The organism is Streptomyces spongiae (assembly GCF_009377185.1).
Classification (GTDB): domain Bacteria; phylum Actinomycetota; class Actinomycetes; order Streptomycetales; family Streptomycetaceae; genus Streptomyces; species Streptomyces spongiae.
In genome coordinates this window covers 1-17,866 of the sequence record NZ_VJZC01000167.1, presented here as the reverse complement: position 1 = coordinate 17,866, position 17,866 = coordinate 1, and the positions used below count along the sequence as shown (strand labels likewise).

Genomic DNA, 17,866 nt, shown 5'->3' with positions numbered 1-17,866 from the left:
GCCCGGATCTCCCGGGCGGCGGACGCTGTGTGCGGGGGTCGTCGTCAGGGGCCGGGCGGCAGTTGCTCGCCCTGGACGGCCTGGATGTCGAGCTCCACGCGAAGGGTGGCACCGATGGCCGCGATGCCCGCCTGGACGACCTGGTTGTAGTTCATGGCGAAGTCCTCGCGCCGCAGTTCGGTGCTCGCGCGGAACGACGCCCGTACTCCGCCCCACGGGTCCGGTCCGGTGCCCAGGTAGGACAGGTCCAGATCGACGGACCGGGCCACGCCGTGCAGGGCGAGTTCGCCGTGGACGGTCCAGCGGGCCTCGCCCGCGGGGGTGATGCCCGTGCTGCGGTAGGTGATCTTGGGGTGGACGTCCACGTCGAGGAAGTCCGGGGAGCGCAGGTGGCCGTCGCGCATCGCGTTGCCCGTGTCGATCGAGGCGGCTTCTATGACAGCCTCCACGTTCGACGACAGCGGGTTCTCCGTGACCTCGATGCGTCCCCCGAACTCCTTGAAACGGCCGTGCACACTGGTCAGTCCGAGGTGCTGGGCGACCGTGCTCACCGTGGAGTGTGCCGGGTCGATCGTCCACGGCCCGGGCGGCGGAAGCTCCACGCCCCCGGCGCGGGTCAGCACGAGCGAGCCGAGGTCGGTGCCGCCGGAGGCGGTCACGACGGCGGTGGCGGCGACCGGGCCGTACCCGACCGCGGTGACGATCGCGGTGTACGTTCCCGGCGCCAGGGCGTCGGTCGCCAGGAGGCCGTCCTGCGATGCCTCCTGGCGCAGTGCCTGCCGGCCCGTCATGTCGGTGACGGTCAGCACGGCGTGCGGGACGGCCCAGCCGTCCTTGGTGCGGATCCGGGCCCGCAGGCCGGCTGTTCCGGTGGTGGTCATGCTCGCTGCCTCTCAGGTGCTGGGGCCGGGGGAAGGCTGGTCCGGGGTGTGGGTCTGGCGACGGGTGCGGGGGGAACCACGGAGTCGGGCTTCATAGCCGACGTCCCTGAGCAGGTCGAGCACAGCCGCGTACAACTCGGCCTCGCGCTCGGGCGTGAACCGACTGCGGCGCGACGGTGCCACCTCGGTCACTCCACTCACGTTCCTTAAATGAACGATACGGTTTCGTACACCCTGTCCCTATGTCCGACGATACCCCGGACTCAATCAAAACGAAACAGTTTCGTACCTAGGGGGTCGGCTCCAACTGCGGCCGGCCGCTCAACCCGCGCGACGGACACCCCGTCGCGGTCGAGCAGCAACGTCGTAACGTTGAGCAAGCCCGTGGCATCCGGGGCCGTGCCTGAATGCGTCATGGCAATCGGCCGGGTGTGGTTCGCTGCTGGGGTGACTCAGGACTTGGAGACCGTCGTATTCGAATCCGCCGAGGCATTCCAGGCATGGCTCGGCGAGAACCACGCCGTCTCGCCCGGCATCTGGCTCAAGCTTCGCAAGAAGGGCCCCGGAATCGTCGCGCTGGACTACGCCCAGGCGCTCGACGTGGCACTCTGCTACGGCTGGATCGACGGCCAGAAGGCCAAGTTCGACGACCAGTGGTGGCTCCAGCGGTTCACCCCGCGCAAGCCGCGCAGCAAGTGGTCCAAGGTCAACCGGGACAAGGTGGCCGCCCTGATCGAGCAGGGCCGGATGCATCCCGCGGGGCAGGCCGAGGTCGACCGCGCCAAGGCAGACGGCCGCTGGGAGGCGGCCTACGACAGCGCGAAGACCGCCACAGTGCCGGACGACCTCACGGCGGCCCTGACTGTCGACCCGGCCGCGGCGGCGTTCTTCGGGACACTGGACCGGCAGAACCGCTACGCGATCCTGTACAGGATCCAGGACGCCAAGAAGGCCGAGACCCGGGCACGCCGGATCGAGAAGTACGTAGCGATGCTGGCGAAGGGCGAGAAGCTGTACCCGTAGTCACGGAGAGGGGCCGCGGCCGTGTGGTGCCCTGGGGCCCCGGCGCGCGGGTGCTTCCGGGGGACGACAGTCTCCGCCCGTGGCTGCTGGGCATCGCGACGAACGTCATGCGCAACACCGCGCGAGCGGCACGAAGACACCAGGCGGCGCTCATCAGACCCGCCCCCCGACCCCGTGCCGCGCGGGGAGCGCGAGGTGTTCACGCTCTGCGTGTGGGAGGGACTGGTGTGACCATCAGCGATAGTTGGCCAGAGGCGGTGGCAACACAGCTGGTGACTGGGCTGTACTCAAAAACAGTTGGCCATTTCGCTCAGAGATAGTTGGCCACCGCGGCTTCGACGTCATCGCGGAGCTGCGTGGAGGCGTGCTTCTTGAGGTGGAGCCAGGTGCGTCCCCACTGCTTGGACGACTTCGCTGGTGCGGAGGGCAGCATGGTGCGCAGAGCCTCCCGGAGCGCCGGTCGTTCCAGGTCGAGCAGCGTGGCAGCTCCCTCCAGGAGGATGGCGGTGGCGACGGCAGAGCGAGGTGGGGCGTCCCACCTCAGTCTTTCCGCGTGGTCTCCTCTCTCGCCGGCCCGTCGTTTCAGCTGATCAATGTGCTCTTCGAGTGCGTCCGACAGCCCGGTCGGTGTGAAGCGCCTGCCCTGTGGCCAGGTGGCCTGGAGGGAGACAGCGGCAGGAGTCTGCTGCCAGCCTGGTCGAAAGCGTGGGCTGATCGGTGGCAGCGCGGGCAGCCATCCCGGAGGAAGGTCTGATGGTCCTGGCAGATGAAGATCACCGGGAGGCGCCATCGGATCTTCCAGGGGCCGCCGTGTCGTTGCTGGATCATCGAGCCGTCTCCGGCGAGGCAGTGAGGGCAGTACCGCGTGAAGCTGGTGAACACCCAAAGGCCGTAGGGGAAGAACCGCTTGGGTCGCGGGTGCAGGGACATGGCGATGGACGGGTATCGCTCGGTGTCGGGCGCGAGGGTGAGACGTGCGGCTTCGGCAGGAGTGAGCTGAGTGGCCTGGGCGAACGCTGTGAGGCGGTCGCCCAGGCCCAGAAGGAGCCGGGCCGAGGTGTAAGAGGCCGTGGACGTCTGGAGGCCGGTTCGTGCGAACAGCATGGTGGGCGAGAGGTCCAGGCGGTGGGCCAGCCTCAGGGTGAGCCCGGGCAGTCCTTCCCCGGGAAGTGGAGCCAGGGCTCGGGGCAGGGGTTCAGGAAGCCGTGACAGGGCTGGTCACCGGTCAGCGGTGGCGGGGCCGCGATCGTCGAGGACGGTGTTCCGCGCGGCTTTGCGTGGCGTTCTCGGAGTGGAGGATCCGGGGATGGAGGGGATCTCCCCAGCTTGTGGGTCGCGGTCTGGGTCGTCGAGGCTGAGGATGATCTCGTCGAGCAGGTCCTCGTCGAGGGTTTCCTTTCCCTTGTCCATGGCTTCTTGGCAGCCGTCTTCGATGAGGCGTTCGAGAAGACCGACGACGCCGTCGGTGCGGCGCATGAGGTACTCGGGCATGGTGCCGGCTGTGAGCAGGCCCGGCTCTGCCTTCAACAGCCGCAGGCTGTCTTCTAGGCCGGCAAGGTGGTCATGGAAGGCGGCGATCTGGTCGGGTGTCGTGTAGCGGAATCGGTCGAGTTCGACCAGGTCGAAGCGGCGTTCGGTCTGTGTGGCCTCCAGCCCGTGGACGCGTGTGTGCGTGGAGGGTGGCATCACCCACTGGCGAGTCGTGGCGTCCCAGTGCCCTTGCCGCAGCAGCCCCGAGCCGAGGATGTCGACGCCGACGAGGACAAGCGTGACGTTCATGCTCATCAGGGCGCGGATCAGGTCCAGGGTGTCCTGGTCGTCGGCCCGGTGCATGCGCAGGCGGGTGATGTCGTCGAGGATCAGCGCCTGGGTGCCGTGGTCGGCCAGTGAGTCGGCGACCTGCCGGATCAGCTGGGGCAGGGTCAGCCGTCGGTTCTCGGCGCCGAAGAAGTTGAGGATCGCCTGGCAGGTGCCCTTCGGTTTGGCGGTGACGGGGGTTTGGACGTAGGCGACGGGGGCGTGCAGGTCCCGGACGCCGTCCACGGTGTTCGGATTGAGGTGATCATGCAGGGCCAGCCAGGCGTCCTCGAATGCGGCGGCGACCTCACAGACTGTCTCCGTCTTGCCCTGGTAACCCCAGCCCGTCACCATCACTCCGGCCCGGGTGGACGGCCGTGTCTTGAGCGCGTTGTTGCGCAGGCGGCGGTTGACCAGGCGCGACACCTTCAACGACATGGGCGTCTCTTGCAACGGCAGATGGACGTGGGTCGCGGTGCGGTGCAGGTCATAAAGCGACCGTTCGCGCGGGCTGAGCGCCTTCCACTCGGCGAGGGACAGTTTCGGCGCGGGAACGAACGAGCGGCGGGAAGTGCGCCAGTTCTGCCAGCCCGTGTAGGTGTCGCGGCGCGGAGCCTGCCGCAGTAGCGCCTCAGCGAGATCACTTTCCGGGATGGCGTGGCTCACCTGCGCTCCTCGGGTCGGGCGACGGCTTCGGCTTCGTCCTCGTCCGGTGGCAGCAGGAACAGCGTCCGGCGCCGCAGCGTCTCGCCGAGGCGCGGCGGAGGGGTGGGCCGCCGGCCGGCAGTCGCGGCCTCGCGTCTGCGGCGCCGATCGGCGTCGACGCTCTCCTGAATGGTGCGAGCCTGGTCGGGCCAGGCCAGCACGTCCGCGTCGCCGTCCCGGCCCGAAGCCGTGGCCGGCGCCCGGTCGACCGCGACCGCCTCGGCCTGTGCGTGCTGCCGGGACCGTCTGCTGCGTTCGCGCTTGGTCATCTGGGTCGGCCACTGGGCGACCGGAATGGCGGAGCCGAGCAACTCCAGCACGATCGGGAGGAGTTCGGCATCGGAGCGGGGAGCAAGTCCCCGCCGGCGGACTTCGGCGAGCAGCGTCTCGGCGCCCCGGTCGGAGAAAGCCGGAATCTCGCTCTCGCGAGGTAGCCCGGTCCAGCTCAGCACGTGCCAGCGGTCGGGCTCAACGTCGTCCTGGAAAAACACAGTGCGCCGGTCACGGCGATCGGAACGGATGAGCCACTTGCCCTTGTGCCGGCCGCCCCGGGCTGAGGGCAGGTGAAAACGCGGGTCGTCCAGGACGGGCGCGTGATACCAAAGTCCGCCGATCTTCACCCCGCGCCGGGGGTGGATCCTGACGTAGTGGGCTTTGAGCAGGCGGTAGTAGAGCTCTGGCCTGGGGATCTGCAGAGCGAAGCCGCCCTGCTGCATCGCCGCGGCGAACAGCGAGTTGGGGCTGTGGTCCTCGCCCGGGCCCCAGGCCGGCGCGTACTCGCCTAGGATCCGGTTCTGCCAGATCTTCACCACCCAGGTCGCGATCAGGTGTTCTGTCTGGGACATCGACAACACCGCGTCGGCTTCCGGGTCGGCGCCGCGGTCGGCGACATCGGCTCCGGTGAAGCCCAGCAGGTGCTCCAGCAGCAGGCTGTTGATCGCGGCGAAGGCCCGCTCGACGACGAATTTGTCCGTGGGCCGCAGGGTGCGGGCGGGAAGCATATTGCAGCCCAGCGTCCGTTCCGCTTCCACCACGTGGTGGTTCTTGTAGGGGCTGCCATGATCGGTGGTCACCGTCTCCGGGGCGAAGAACGGCAGGGCCGCAACCCGGTGCCCGGCGAACTGGGCAACCACCGTGGCCGGGACGCCCGGGTAGGGCCACTCCATGTCCTCGCCCCAGCCCTCACGCATCGGCAACGGCAGCATCACGTCCCGTAGCAACATCGCGATGTCCACCGACGTGTCCGACACCAGCGTCAACCGAAACGCCACGATCGAGTGCGTGAAGAGGTCCAAAGCCAGCGTGAGCATCGCCGAGACCGGTTCACCGAACACCGACTCGCGCACCTTCACCGGCAGGGGCGTGGTATCCAGGGCAACCACCTGCCCCGGCCGGTGTACGACCACCCGCTGCGAGGCATCCCGGGCCGCATCCGCGGACCGGGCGTAACACTGCCGGGCCCCATCCGGCCCGAACCACTGCCTCCAGACTGTCCGTAGCGTGTTGCAGCACGGCACCTTCTCCAGCGGGAAAAGGGGGAACGTCTCGCGTACGTACTGATGGAGCAGGCGATGCTTGGCCCGCATGCTGATCCGCGACCGCAGGAGACTCTCCCTCCTCACCGCGAAGATCGCTTCCCGGATCTCCTCGGTGATGCTCGGGTGCCCGCCGCTTCGACGGGTCCAACGGCCGTCAGCGCAGCCAGCCACGATGTCCTCGCTGCTTGCGGTGGCCAGTCGCCGCAGAGTGCGCTCGCTCATGCGATCCACGCCCAGAACGGCGGCCTCCTCCGGGCCAAGCGCCTTCAGCTCCTCGGCCTTCGCCCGGCGACGCTGGGCCAGCGTCGTCCGCTCCGGATCGTAGGCCGGTCGCGGCTCACCCGGCAGGGCCCATGACGGGTGGCCGCCCCGGTAACCGGTCTGCGCCTCCAACATGTGCGCCGCCCGCAACCGGGCCCGTTCCAGCTGCGATTCCGTCAGATCCGTCTTCTCCGCGAGCTGGCACGAACCACCCTCAGAAGTCGCAGACACTCCCGAAGGATGGCAGTCCGGGTGATGCATCAGCCACCGGATCGGCCGTCGCTGGCGCTCTCCCGCGCCATCGCGCAGCACGATCCGCCCCAGCTGCGGCTCCACCGCCTCAACCGTCCACTCGACGCCGTTGAGACGCACTCCGCCGCCTGCCGCCAGGTCCAGCAACTCTCGCTGCATCTCACCCCTCTCTGCCCGCCCAGATCAGCGAGCCGTCACCCAGGGGCTCGCCCAGATCGACGGCGAGACGCCGGTGCCAGAGCAGGTGCAGGGCATGGGCGCGGGCCACCACCGGCCAGTTCGTCGATGCGACCAACTCGCCAAAATGCAAGGGGCGTTCGGCAACGGCATACAGCAGCGACTCCCGCACTTCGAGCAGATCGTCCATCGGCCTGCGCTGCGCCGACAGCGCATCCAACCCCTCGAACACAGACGAACGCCACCCGGTCACCACCGCGTAGCGCCAGCCACAGGCAACGGCCGCCTCCCAGGCCGCCGCGAACTTGAGCGCGTCGTCCTGCCCGATCAAGCGGCGCGGCCGGACATCGAACAGCCATCGGCCGCCGTCCGGCCAGATCGCCAGGAAGTCCGGCGTGTGCGCAGCACGGCCCTCGGCGTGCTGGAACTCCAGCCGGAACGGCTGCGGCAGCACCTCCGCCACCTGCAGAAAATCGAGCGCCAGCAGCAGCCGCTGTTCCTCCAGCGACTCAAACCCGTGATGGCGTCCCGTGGAGACCATGAACTGCAGTCCCGGCCGATGCCTTTGACGAGGGCGCCAGGTGAACCGGCGCACCGGCTCGGATCCCAGCAGCGGCACCGACGCCAGGTCCCGGACCGGCCAGACCACCTCATCGCCCCCAAACCGCCAGGCCGTCATCCACCGCCTCGGCCAGCCCTCGCCCCGCACCAGCTGGTCCCGGACCTTGTCGGCGATCGCGTACGGAGCGATCAGAAGATCCAGCCCGCACACATCCGACCGCACTCTGGCCCGCGTACCCACCCCGCCAGCACAACACCGCGACAAGAGGCCCAGGGCGCGCTCCCGCGACATGGTCACAACACGCATCCAGCCGATCAGGCCCGCACCTCTCGGCGTGCATGCATGACCGAGTCCGGCCACGAAACGAGCGGTGCACAGACACCCCACCACCGTCCGCGCCGTGCCTTCAGACAGCCGCGAAAGGCTCGAGTTCATCGGCAGCACGAGGCCGAAGAGCAGATAGGGAGCCCAGCGGGCAGCGTTGACCAGGCCCACCAGCGTTCGGCTGGATCTGGAGGCGGGTCGTGTCGGCAAGGGTGGCGAGGAAGTACATGCCGGGGTAGTGGGCCATGCGCCGGCGCGGTGCTCGCCGACCGACTCGCCGAGTCGCGGCGCCGGCAGCCCGGCCGCAAGAGCAAGGGTCAGCGGGTGAACGTGAACCAGTTGAGGTTGCCGGAGATGTCGGCGGTCTTGGTGGTCCAGGTTTGCCAGCCTCCGGTGTTTTCCACCGTGATGCTGCCGACCGGGGTGCTGGAGCGTGAGTCGAGTCGGACCTCGATCCGGCCGCTGACGCCGCTGGCGGCGCCGGAAGCCACCCGGGCCTTGAACTGGGTCGCGGCCTGGGCGCCGAATGCCACGTTGCCGTACTTGGCCCAGTCGCCGTTGGACAGGGAGCCGATGTCCTCCCCACCGGTGGTGTCGGCGGTGACCTCGACAGCGACGCCGGAGGCGTCGCCGTACGCCTCGGCCTGGATCGGGCTATACGCGTCGGAGGTCGTGGCGGGCGGTGTCGAGGGGGTCCAGACGTACGTGCCGGCGGTCTTCGGCGGGATGGCGTCTATGAGCTGTTGTTGCCCGCTGCGCAGTGTGAATTGCTGGGCCGAGGAGGTCTGGTTGACCACGACGGTCGCAATCGTGCCGTCCGGGTTCAGGAAGGCCACCGTGGTGATGGTGGCGGCGCTGCCGTAGTCGCTCCAGATCCGCTTGGCGCCGCGCTTGATGAACTTCGAGAACTGTGCGAAGAGGTAGTACTCGGGCAGGGCCCAGTAGGTGTCGCGGTTGTCGGGGTTCTGGATGAGCGGCGTCGGGTCGGGGGCACCGTACTGCTGGGCGTCGCGGTTCTGGTCGAGCATCGTCACCCACGCGACGTAGGTCGTCGACCATCTGCGCATGTACCGCGCGATCCGGTCCGCGCCCGCCGTGCCCCACAACATGCGTTCGGTCATGGCCATGTCGAGGCCAGGGTATTTGGTTTTCAGCAGGGACATCGCTCCCGGGTCGCCGTCGTAGTCGTGGAAAGCGATGGCCTTGGTGTTGCGGTAGGTGTCGCTGCAGCCGGAGTCGCTGGTCCCGAGCATGCCGGCGGCGAAGTTCGCGCGCATAGCGTCGACGAGCTGCGCCTCCTGCTGCGAAGTGACCAGCATGCTCGGGTAGGGCGCCGCGTAGAGGGGTTCGTTCTGAGGCGTCATGGCGTGGATGGTGATGCCCTGCTCGGCGTACGCCTGCACGATCTTCCGGTAGTAGCGGGCGAGGGTGGGGATGTGCTCGTCGAGCAGGTGGCCGCCGATGAGGCTGTTGTTGTCCTTCATCCAGGCCGGCGGGCTCCAGGCGGTGCCGAAGACGATGAGGTCCGGGTTGATCCGGAGCGCGTCCCGCAGGGTGGAGATGATGTGGTTGTCAACGTCCTTCTGGATGGAGAACCGCGACAGGGTCGGGTCGGCCGGCCCGTCGTCGTAGGAGTAGAACGTCGTATGGCTGAAGTCGGAGGTGCCGAAGCAGATGCGGGTGATGTTGAACCCGGCGCCACTGGTGGGGTCGAACAGCGCCCGCAGGACCTTGGTCCGCACGGCCGGACGCATCAGCGCCAGGTTGTGGATGGTCGAGTCCTCCATCGAGGAGCCGACGCCGAGCATGCTCTGGTACGCCTTCGCCGGGTCGATGTTGATGACCTGCCCGAAGTTCCTGCCCGAGGCGGCCAGTGCGATGTCGTCCTGCTGACTGAGCTTGTAGGGGACCGCGGCCAGGCCGGTCGCCGGATCGGCGTACCAGGTGCCGCTCATGGGCGCGTAGCCACTCGCGGTGGACTCCGAGCTCCAGGTCACCTGGGCCGAGCCTGCGGCGCGCGGACGGCTCGGGGCGGCGCTCGCCCGGCCCGGCAGCACGAGCTCGGCGCCCGCCGCTGCCGCCACGGCGGCGGCGGTCAGGAAGGTCCGGCGGCTGAGCGGGGCTCTGCCCTGCGGGGAGGACGGTTGCGCGGGAGTGGAAGCGGACACGTGGACATGGAGCGGCTCCTGGATGTCATGGCTGGCTGAGGGTGAAACGGGCGCGAAGCAGGTCGGCGGCGCGTGAGCTGGGGCCGACGAGCAGGTCGAACGCTCCGGGCTCGACGATCCGGCGTCCTTCGGCGTCGACCAGGGAGCATGCCGTAGCGGGGATCGTCAGCCGGACCCGCACGCTGTCACCGGGTGGGACCGTGACCTGCTGCCAGGCTTTGAGTTCCTGCTTTGCCCACGTGACGCTCGTGACCACGTCGCTGATGTAGGCCTGCACGGTCTCCAGTACCGGCCGGGCGCCGGTGTTGGAGACGGTGACCTCGGCGCGAACCACGCCGTCCCATGCCACGACTTCATCGAGGATGGCCAGGTCGGTGTACTCGATGGTGCTGTAGGACAGACCCTCCCCGAAGACGAAGAGTGGTTCCTGGGTCAGGTCGGCGTAACGGTCACCATGCTGGCCGCGCACCTGGTTGTAGTAGACGGGCTGCTGCCCGACATGGCGTGGCACGGAAAGGGGCAGGCGTCCCGACGGCTCGATGAGACCGAGGACGAACTCGGCCACCGCCTGGCCGCCTCGCATACCCGGGTTGAACGCCTCAATCAGCGCTGCCGCCGCCAGCGCGGCATCGGGGAGTACCGAGGGCTTGCCGTGGACCAGTACCACGACGACGGGTGTGCCGGTGGCGACGAGCGCCTCGAGGAGGGCGACCTGTCCGCCCTGCAGTTCCAGGGTCGCGGTCGAGCAAGTTTCACCTGTAAGCGCGACGGTGTCTCCGACGACGGCGACGACGTAATCAGCCGCGCGCGCGAGGCTGACCGCCTCCGCGATCAGAGCTTCGTCGACGGGCGCGGGCCCGAACAGGGGCGGACGTGGCTGCCCGTCGGGGTACACCGGTCCTTGCGGGTCCGGCACGAGGCGCCCGATGTCGGCGCCGGGGGCGTAGGTGACCTTCCACCCGTCGGGAACGGCTGCGCGGAACCCGTCGAGCACTGTCGTGACGGTCTCGCGCGGGTGCCCGTCCGGCATCCAGTCCACCTGGCCGGATGCGCCGGCCCAGTCGCCGAGCATGGCCTGCGGGTCGTCGCCGTTGGGTCCGATCACGGCGATCGTGCGAGGGCCCCCGGCGGTGACGGTGTGGCCCTGACCGTCTACGGTCAGTCCGCCGTCGAGGGGCAAGGTGCCGTCGTTGCGCAGCAGCACCAGGGACTTTCGGGCGAGTTCGAGGTTGAGGGCGGTGTGCTCGGCGCACCCGATCACGTCGGCCTGGCGTGTCCGGTCCGGCGCGCGGGGGTCCTCGAACAGGCCCAGTTCCAGTTTCAGTTTCAGGATCCGCCGGACCGCCTCGTCGATCTCCTCCTCTCGCAGCCGCCCCTGCGCGACTGCTTCCTGGGCGCCCTCGAAGAAGTCCGGCGTGGTCATGACCAGGTCGTTTCCGGCCTGCACCGCGACCGTCGCGGCCTCCACGGCATCTGCGCAGACCTTCTGCTCCCACACCATCCGGCCCACGTTGTCCCAGTCGGTCACGAGCGTGCCGGTGAAGCCCCATTCGCCCTTCAGGACGTCGTTCAGGAGCCACTTGTTCGCCGTGATCGGGACCCCGTCCATCGCCTGGTAGCCGAGCATGAACGTGCGGCAGCCCTCGCGAGCGATCCTCTCGAACGGCGGCAGGAACCATGAGCGCAGCTTGCGCCGGCTCAGGTCCGCCTCGCTCGCGTCGCGTCCGCCCTGCGTCTCCGAGTAGCCCGCGAAGTGCTTGGCGCAGGCCAGAACCGCTGTCGGGTCGTCCAGTCCCGCTCCCTGATACCCGCGGACCATCGCGGCGCCCAGCTCCCCGATGAGCAATGGGTCCTCCCCGAAGGTCTCGTTCACACGGCCCCATCGCAGGTCGCGGGTGATGCACAGCACCGGCGAGAAGGTCCAGTGGATGCCCGTCGCGGCGACTTCCACCGCGGTGGCCCGGGCCATGCGCTCAACGAGCTCGGTGTCCCAGGTGCAGGCCATCCCCAACTGCGTGGGGAAGATCGTGGCACCCGGCCAGAACGAATGGCCGTGGATGCAGTCGTCAGCGACGAGCAGCGGGATGCCCAGCCTGGTGGCTGCCGCCAGCTCGACGGCAGCGTGCATGCGCTCGGGCGAGGCATGCAAGATCGACCCGGCCAGCTTCGTGGCCACGACGTCCTCCAAGTCACCCCGGGCGTCCAGCTGCAGCATCTGTCCGACCTTTTCGGGCAGCGTCATGCGGGCGAGCAGATCCTCGAGGCGTTCCTCGAGCGGTCTCGACGGGTCCCGGTAGGCCGGCGAGGTCATGGTCGCTGAGCCCGCGGGGCGCTCTGGGCGACAGGAGGACTCCGGTCCTGCCTCCCGGCACGCAGTTGCCGGGTTCCGGTGTGCTTCTGAACTCATGAGTTCGATCTCCTGGGAAACAGTCGAGACGGTGTTTCAGACGCCGTTGCCTGCGGGGGTACGCCTGCAAGCGCGATGGCCTTGGCCACGTTGCCGAACCGATCGGGCTGCGGACGAAGGTGTCGCAGGCGGTCGGCACCGCTTCGCTTAGGGATCCGCGGGCTCCCTTCGCGTCCGCGGGCCACCAGTCACAGTTGGTTGTTGCCGTGGGCCTGATGCGCCGCCACTACGACTGCGGTGATAACCAGACTGCGGCGAGCAGCAACCGCGACGTGGATGGTCAGGCGGTGACCGGATTGCCTGTCGCGGCGCTGATGGACGCGGAGAGGGACCGCGAGCTTGCGGTCACACTCTCCTCGACGCGCCGGCGAGGTCACTGGTGGGCCGCAGGTCAGGCCGGCGGGTCGGCAGGATCAGCGGTGCGCCCTGACGCAGTGGGTGTGTCGCGCCCGCGACCTCTACTTGCGTCGGGAGACCTCCGGTCAGCGTGATCGTGGTGTGCTCCGGGCCGATCTCGACGTCGAACTCGCGTCCCTGCCACAACATCCGGCGCAGGGTGAGGCCGTCCAACTGAGGTGGCAAGGTCGGGTCGAGCCTGAGTCGGTCCTCACGCCAGCGCATCCCGCTGAAGCCGTAGAGGAACACCTGCAGGAAACCTCCCTGTCCGGTGGTGAACGTGAACGCGCCTCCGTGACGTCCCTCGGCGAACTGGTTGAACGGTCCGCGTATGAACGGGTCCACGCTGCGCCGCATGAAGTCGTAGGCCGCGGACCCGGGCGTCCCCAGTGCGGCGTGGGCGATGGAGTGGATGGAGTCGGTCATGGACGGCCCGTCAGGGTCGGTGCGCGGCACGTAGTGATCGAGATCGTTCCGCGCGACCTCGGCGGGCATGGGGTGCTCCCAGGGATACTGCAACATCACCACGTCGGCCTGCTTGATGGTGTCGCCGTCGTAGCCGTCGAACTGCGGATGGATGCCCAGATCCTCGTCGAACGGGACCCGCAGGCCGTCGGCGACCCGGTCCCACTCGGGGTCCGCGGCCACGCCCACGACCTTCGCTGCCCGGGTGGCGATCCGCAGGGTCTTAGCGGCCGCGACGTTGGTGTACACGCTGTTGTCGACCGGGAAGTGGTATTCGTCCGGGCCCATCACCTGGTTGATGTCGTAGCCGCCGTCGTCGTGGGGAACGGCGGAGCTCGCCCAGAACTCGGCGGCACCCTGCAGCACCGGCCAGGCGTTCTCGGCGAGCCAGCCGCGATCGCCGGTGGCGAGGTAGTACTGCCAGTGGGCGAGTGCGATGTCGGCTGTGATGTGGTGCTCGAGGTCACCCATTTCCCAGCCGGGTGGGGTCTGTTCGTCTCCGTGCAGCGCGCTCTCCCAGGGGAACCTCGCGCCCTCGAACCCTGTTCGGGTCGCGTACTCCTGGGCCGCGGCCAGACGCTGCTGTCGATAGGTGTTCATACCCGCCGCGATGTCCGGGTGCTGGGCCAGCAGCGCTGGGTACATCCAGGTCTCGGTGTCCCAGAAGACGTGCCCGTTGTATCCGTCGCCGGACAGGCCGCACGGGGACAGGCTCCAGTTCACCCCGGCGCGGGTGCTCTCGAGCAGGTAGAACATGCTCGCGCGGACGTGCAGCTGCAGCACCGGATCCCCCAGGACCTCGATGTCGGCCCGCCACAGGTCGTCCCACGCCGCCTTGTGCTCGGCCAGCAGGTCCCCGTACCCGGTGTCCGCCGCGGCCGCCGCGGCGGCGCGAGCAGCCGACAACGGGTCTTCGGAGTCCTGGGAGCTGGCCACACCGACGTACTTGGTGACCGTGTACGTGCTGCCGGCCTGCACATCGAAGGTGGCCTGCACACCAACCGACTGGACCTGGTCGGTTTCGAAGTCGGCGATGTGTGCCGCCACCCCGGTAGGCAGTTCCAGTCGCGACGCGAGCGCTGCGGTGATACCCGTGCCGAGCGTCGTCACCGTCTCGTACGACTCGGCCGCCGTACGGTCGTAGCCCTTGCTCGACTGTTCGGTCAGCCTTGCGCTGGTCCCGTCGAAGACCCCGGACACGCGCGCGCTGCCACTCCATTGCGGGGTGAAGGCGAGTTGGACCGCGGCCACGCGATGCCGGGCCTGGTGGACCAGTACCTGGTAGGTGAGATCGGTGCGGCGGCCCGCCGGTGAGGTCCATGTCGCTTGTGTGGTCAGCAGCCCGGCCCGCAGGTCCAGTGTCTGCCGGTAGTTGCTCACCGCTCCCTGCTCCGGGTCGTCCTGTTCGCCTGCGCGCGCCGCCTGTGGCAGCCGGCCGTAGGTGCCCGACTCGTCGGAGAACGCGAGCGTGGACCAGGTCGGGATGTTGGCGTACTGCTCGATCGGGCCGTTCTGGGCGAAGAACCCGGCCAGGTGCGCTTGGGTTTCGATCGGCGTCGTCGCGTATCCGGTCCCCGCCGCGGGGATCCGGCCGCCGAAATAGCCGTTGCCGAGGAAGGTCGGCGCGTAGTCGTCGTCGGTTTCGGTGGTGCTTAGCGTCCACCCGGCGTCGGGCCGGGACTTTTCTGTGGCGGTGGTGGTGTGGTCGTCGTGACCGCCAGGAGCGTGCTGGGACCGCGTAGGTGCCGGGTCGTGGGTGGGGTTGTCGGAGGGGTCTTCGTGGGGGGTCATGCGTGCCCTTCTCGGATGGGTGTTGTCGTGGGGTTCATGGGCTGGGAGCGCTGGGTGGCCTGGCGTAGCCCGGAGCTCGGCCACCGGCCTTGTGAACGTGCGTGGCTCAGGACTTGGAGCCGGACAGGGCGATGCCTTCGACGATCTGGCGTTGCGCGAACGCGAACACGATCAGCATCGGTGCCGCCAGCAAGGTCGTGGCGGCCATCAGAGTGGGCCAGTCGGAGGTGTACTGGCCCATGAACTGGTTGACCAGCAGCGGCAGCGTGAACTTGTCGGAGCTGTTGAGGAAGATCAGCGGGTAGAAGAAGTTGTTCCACTGGGCGAGGAAGGTGAAGATCCCCAACGCCGTGAGAGGGGTGCGCAGCAGCGGCAGGATGATCGTCACGAACCTGCGGACCCGGCCGGCGCCGTCGAGCTGGGCGGCTTCCTCCAACTCCACGGGGATGCCTTTGACGTACTGACGCAGCAGGAAGACGCCGAAGGCGTTGAACAGTGCGGGCGGCACGATGATTGCGGCATGGGTGTCCACCCAGCCCAGCCAGCCCATGATGATGTACAGCGGGATGATCGTGAGCTGGCCGGGGACCATCATGGTCGCGAGGAAGACCATGAACAGCCAACGGCGGCCCCAGAAGTCGATCCGCGCGAACGCGTAGGCGGCCATCGCCGAGGTGAGCAGGGATACCGCCGTGACCGTCAGGGCGATGTAGGTGCTGTTCCAGAACCCACGGACGAAGTCGGCCCCGCCCAGTGCGGTGCGGTAGCCCTGCTGGTTCCAGTCCTGAGGGAAGAGCTTGGGCGGCTGCATGAAGATCTCGCCCAAGGGTTTGAACGAGGAGAACAGCATCCAGGCGAAGGGCAGCGCCATGCCGATGGCGCAGACGAGGAGGACCGCGTGCAGCAGTAGTTTGTGACGGGCGGGCCGGCCGGAGCCGGAAGCGCCCTTGGCGGTCGTGACCGCCCGGCTGATGGTGTCGGAGAAAGTACTCATTCTGTGTAGTGGACCCATCTCTTCTGGACTGCGAGCTGGCAGCCGGTGACTGCGAGCAGGGCCAGGAACAGGAGGAAGGCGAGAGCCGATGCCTCCCCGAAGTTGAAATCGCCGAAGGCGATCTGGACCACCTCGTAGACGATGGTGCGGGCGGAGTCCGGAGCCCCGTCGCCGAAGAAGACGTAGATGTAGTCGAACACCTGGAACGAGCCGATGATCGAGGTGATCGAGAGGAACAGGATGGTCGGGGACAGCAGCGGGATGGTGACGTGCCGCAGCTTCTGCCACTCCGAACAGCCGTCCAGCAAGGCGGCTTCCAGGTACGAGCGGTCGATACTCTGCAGCCCGGCCATGAACATGACCAGCTGGTAGCCCAGGCCCTGCCAGATCCCGACGATCGCGAAGGCCGGGATGATGAACCGGGCGTCCTGCAGCCAGTTCGGCGCGGGCAGCCCGATCCCGTGTAGCGCGTTGCTGACCGGGCTGATGTCGGGGTTGAACAGCCACAGCCAGATCGCCGCGACCGCGACCGAAGAGGTGATCACCGGGGCGAAGAACGCCAGCCGGTATACCGGGGTCAGCTTGCCGGCCCGCTGCATCAGCAGGGCAAAGAACAATCCCGTGAGCATCAGTCCCGGCACCTGCAACACCGTGAACCAGACGGTGTTGACCGCCGAGCACTGGATGCGCGGGGAGGACATGATCTCCGCGAAGTTGGACAGCCCGGCGAAGGACCGGGTGCCGAACCCGTCCCAGTGGTAGAACGCCAGCACCAGGGCGAACAGCAGCGGGCCGACCATGAACACCACCAGCCCCAGCAACTGGGGCGCCAGGAACAGGTATCCCGCGGCCGTGTCCCCGCCTCGCCGGCGCCGGCGCCGCCGGTCCGCGTGGACGTCCCCTTCCGCGGACGTCAGCTGCGCCCGGGCCCGAGAACCGGCACTGCTGACGGCCATCAGGCGCCCCCGTTGATCAGCCGGACCACCTTGCCGCTGAACGACTTCGGCGTCTCGTTGCCCGCCTTGAGCATCTTGTCCACCAGCAGCGGGAGTTCGTTGGCGACCTTCACGCTGCCAGCGATCGCGCTGGGGACGGCGTAGCCCTTGGCCGCGACGTCGTTGAACAGGCTGCCGTGCGCGGGCACGTTGCCCTCGGTGACGATGTCGTCCAGGCCCTTGACCGAGGGCACCGCGTTGCCGCCGCCGGACAGGCGGAACCTCTGCCCTTCGGCGTTCAGGTAGTTGCCGAGGAACTCGAGCGCCTTGGCCTGGTTCTTGGACTTGGCGTTGACCGACAGCGCCGCCGTGTTGACCGGTACCGGCATGACGTCCTTGCCGGACAAGGAGGGCAAGGGGGCGATGTCGAAGCCGAACTTAAGCTTCTTGACGTTCGGCAGGATGACGCGGCTGTTGGTGACGCAGGCCAGCTGGCCAGCGTAGAGCAGCACGTCGCCGCTCTGTCCCTGCGGGAGGGTGCCGGAGTAGGCGATGTTTCCCGACTTCAGCTGCTCGAACAGCCACGCCAGCGCGTCCTGGGACTTGGGGTCGGTGTCGAACACCGCCTTGCCGGAGTCGTCGAAGAGCGTCCCGCCGAAGGTGGACATCCAGCCGAACCAGTCGAACCAGTTGCCGGAACCGATCAGCAGGCCCTTCTTCTTGGTGGCGCGGATCTTGTCGAGCAGGTCGGTCAGCGCGTCTTGGGTCCAGGTGCCCGCCTCGAACTGGGCGGCCGGGTCGGTGCTGACGCCCGCCTCGGCCAGGAGGTCCTTGTTGAACCAGAACACCAGCGGGCTGCAGTCCACCGGCAGCCCGTACAGGCCGGGGCTGCCATCCGCAGGCCTGCACCACTGGTACAGCCCCTCGTGGAAGTCATCGAGCTTGACCGCGGCGTGGCCACTGTCCAGGTAGTCGGTGAGGTCGAGCAGTTGCTTGGTCTCGATCAGCTTGGCCATGTAGATGTCACCGACGTAGAAGGCGTCGGGAGCAGCACCGGCGGACAGTTGCGACAGCAGCTTGGAGAGGTAGTCGCCCACGACCTGTTGGTAAGTGACCTTCACGCCCAGCTTCTCGGTCATCTTCTCGGAGAACCGACGGAACACTTCCGACTGGGGCGGCCCGTCCCAACC

At 68.3% G+C, this 17,866-nt stretch carries 13 protein-coding genes and 2 pseudogenes; 2 read left to right on the top strand and 13 right to left on the bottom strand.

Annotated features, from left to right (window positions below; all coding sequences use genetic code 11):
• Positions 1 to 44: 44 nt before the first annotated feature.
• Complete coding sequence (locus tag FNH08_RS22530) at positions 45 to 881, bottom strand: YceI family protein (protein ID WP_152773301.1); 837 nt, start codon at positions 879 to 881, stop codon at positions 45 to 47.
• Positions 882 to 968: 87 nt separating this feature from the next.
• Positions 969 to 1,073, bottom strand: a pseudogene (locus FNH08_RS22525) (TetR family transcriptional regulator); the annotation flags it as partial.
• 222 nt (positions 1,074 to 1,295) lie between these two features.
• Between FNH08_RS22525 and FNH08_RS22520 the strand changes: the two are divergent.
• Complete coding sequence (locus FNH08_RS22520; RefSeq protein ID WP_152773300.1) at positions 1,296 to 1,904, top strand: YdeI/OmpD-associated family protein; 609 nt, start codon at positions 1,296 to 1,298, stop codon at positions 1,902 to 1,904.
• 32 nt (positions 1,905 to 1,936) lie between these two features.
• A pseudogene (locus FNH08_RS52135) lies at positions 1,937 to 2,129 on the top strand (RNA polymerase sigma factor); the annotation flags it as partial.
• Between the two features lie 85 nt (positions 2,130 to 2,214).
• Here the strand turns inward: FNH08_RS52135 and FNH08_RS53155 are convergent.
• The 11 genes from FNH08_RS53155 to FNH08_RS22470 all read right to left on the bottom strand — a co-directional run.
• A complete protein-coding gene (locus FNH08_RS53155) occupies positions 2,215 to 2,337 on the bottom strand; it encodes a hypothetical protein (RefSeq protein WP_265579787.1) in 123 nt (40 codons plus the stop codon).
• A gap of 149 nt (positions 2,338 to 2,486) precedes the next feature.
• Positions 2,487 to 3,083 (bottom strand): TniQ family protein, encoded by a 597-nt coding sequence (locus FNH08_RS54040; RefSeq protein WP_228034287.1) that lies wholly within the window; start codon positions 3,081 to 3,083, stop codon positions 2,487 to 2,489.
• Between the two features lie 39 nt (positions 3,084 to 3,122).
• Positions 3,123 to 4,367, bottom strand: coding sequence for an AAA family ATPase (locus tag FNH08_RS22505; protein WP_322725126.1), 1,245 nt, complete (start codon positions 4,365 to 4,367; stop codon positions 3,123 to 3,125).
• Positions 4,364 to 6,616, bottom strand: a complete 2,253-nt coding sequence (locus FNH08_RS52130) for a transposase (RefSeq protein WP_228034283.1) — start codon at positions 6,614 to 6,616, stop codon at positions 4,364 to 4,366. Before FNH08_RS52130 ends, FNH08_RS22505 begins: the two co-directional genes overlap by 4 nt.
• A 1-nt stretch (position 6,617) precedes the next feature.
• Positions 6,618 to 7,691: a TnsA-like heteromeric transposase endonuclease subunit gene (locus FNH08_RS22500; protein ID WP_322725124.1), complete on the bottom strand. Its 1,074-nt coding sequence runs from the start codon at positions 7,689 to 7,691 to the stop codon at positions 6,618 to 6,620.
• A 146-nt stretch (positions 7,692 to 7,837) separates the two neighbouring features.
• Positions 7,838 to 9,688 carry a carbohydrate-binding protein gene (locus tag FNH08_RS22495; protein WP_322725123.1) on the bottom strand — a complete coding sequence of 617 codons (1,851 nt, stop codon included), beginning with the start codon at positions 9,686 to 9,688 and terminating at the stop codon, positions 7,838 to 7,840.
• Between the two features lie 25 nt (positions 9,689 to 9,713).
• Entirely contained in the window at positions 9,714 to 11,999 is a 2,286-nt protein-coding gene (locus tag FNH08_RS22490; protein ID WP_152773299.1) for an exo-beta-d-1,3/1,6-glucosidase, read from the bottom strand.
• Positions 12,000 to 12,440: 441 nt separating this feature from the next.
• Complete coding sequence (locus FNH08_RS22485) at positions 12,441 to 14,747, bottom strand: glycosyl hydrolase family 65 protein (RefSeq protein ID WP_152773298.1); 2,307 nt, start codon at positions 14,745 to 14,747, stop codon at positions 12,441 to 12,443.
• Between the two features lie 106 nt (positions 14,748 to 14,853).
• Positions 14,854 to 15,741: a carbohydrate ABC transporter permease gene (locus tag FNH08_RS22480; protein ID WP_152773297.1), complete on the bottom strand. Its 888-nt coding sequence runs from the start codon at positions 15,739 to 15,741 to the stop codon at positions 14,854 to 14,856.
• Positions 15,738 to 16,697: a carbohydrate ABC transporter permease gene (locus tag FNH08_RS22475; protein WP_152773296.1), complete on the bottom strand. Its 960-nt coding sequence runs from the start codon at positions 16,695 to 16,697 to the stop codon at positions 15,738 to 15,740. The genes FNH08_RS22480 and FNH08_RS22475 overlap by 4 nt, the downstream gene beginning before the upstream one ends.
• Positions 16,697 to 17,866 (bottom strand): ABC transporter substrate-binding protein (locus FNH08_RS22470; RefSeq protein WP_152773295.1); only part of this gene is annotated, 1,170 nt, incomplete at its 5' end. The genes FNH08_RS22470 and FNH08_RS22475, both read right to left, overlap by 1 nt.

Coding starts and splice junctions, on each gene's coding strand:
- FNH08_RS53155 (WP_265579787.1), bottom strand. CDS start 2,337: ATGCTGCCCTCCGCACCAGCGAAGTCGTCCAAGCAGTGGGGACGCACC.
- FNH08_RS22530 (WP_152773301.1), bottom strand. CDS start 881: ATGACCACCACCGGAACAGCCGGCCTGCGGGCCCGGATCCGCACCAAG.
- FNH08_RS22480 (WP_152773297.1), bottom strand. CDS start 15,741: ATGAGTACTTTCTCCGACACCATCAGCCGGGCGGTCACGACCGCCAAG.
- FNH08_RS22520 (WP_152773300.1), top strand. CDS start 1,296: ATGGCAATCGGCCGGGTGTGGTTCGCTGCTGGGGTGACTCAGGACTTG.
- FNH08_RS52130 (WP_228034283.1), bottom strand. CDS start 6,616: ATGCAGCGAGAGTTGCTGGACCTGGCGGCAGGCGGCGGAGTGCGTCTC.
- FNH08_RS22485 (WP_152773298.1), bottom strand. CDS start 14,747: ATGACCCCCCACGAAGACCCCTCCGACAACCCCACCCACGACCCGGCA.
- FNH08_RS22490 (WP_152773299.1), bottom strand. CDS start 11,999: ATGACCTCGCCGGCCTACCGGGACCCGTCGAGACCGCTCGAGGAACGC.
- FNH08_RS22475 (WP_152773296.1), bottom strand. CDS start 16,697: ATGGCCGTCAGCAGTGCCGGTTCTCGGGCCCGGGCGCAGCTGACGTCC.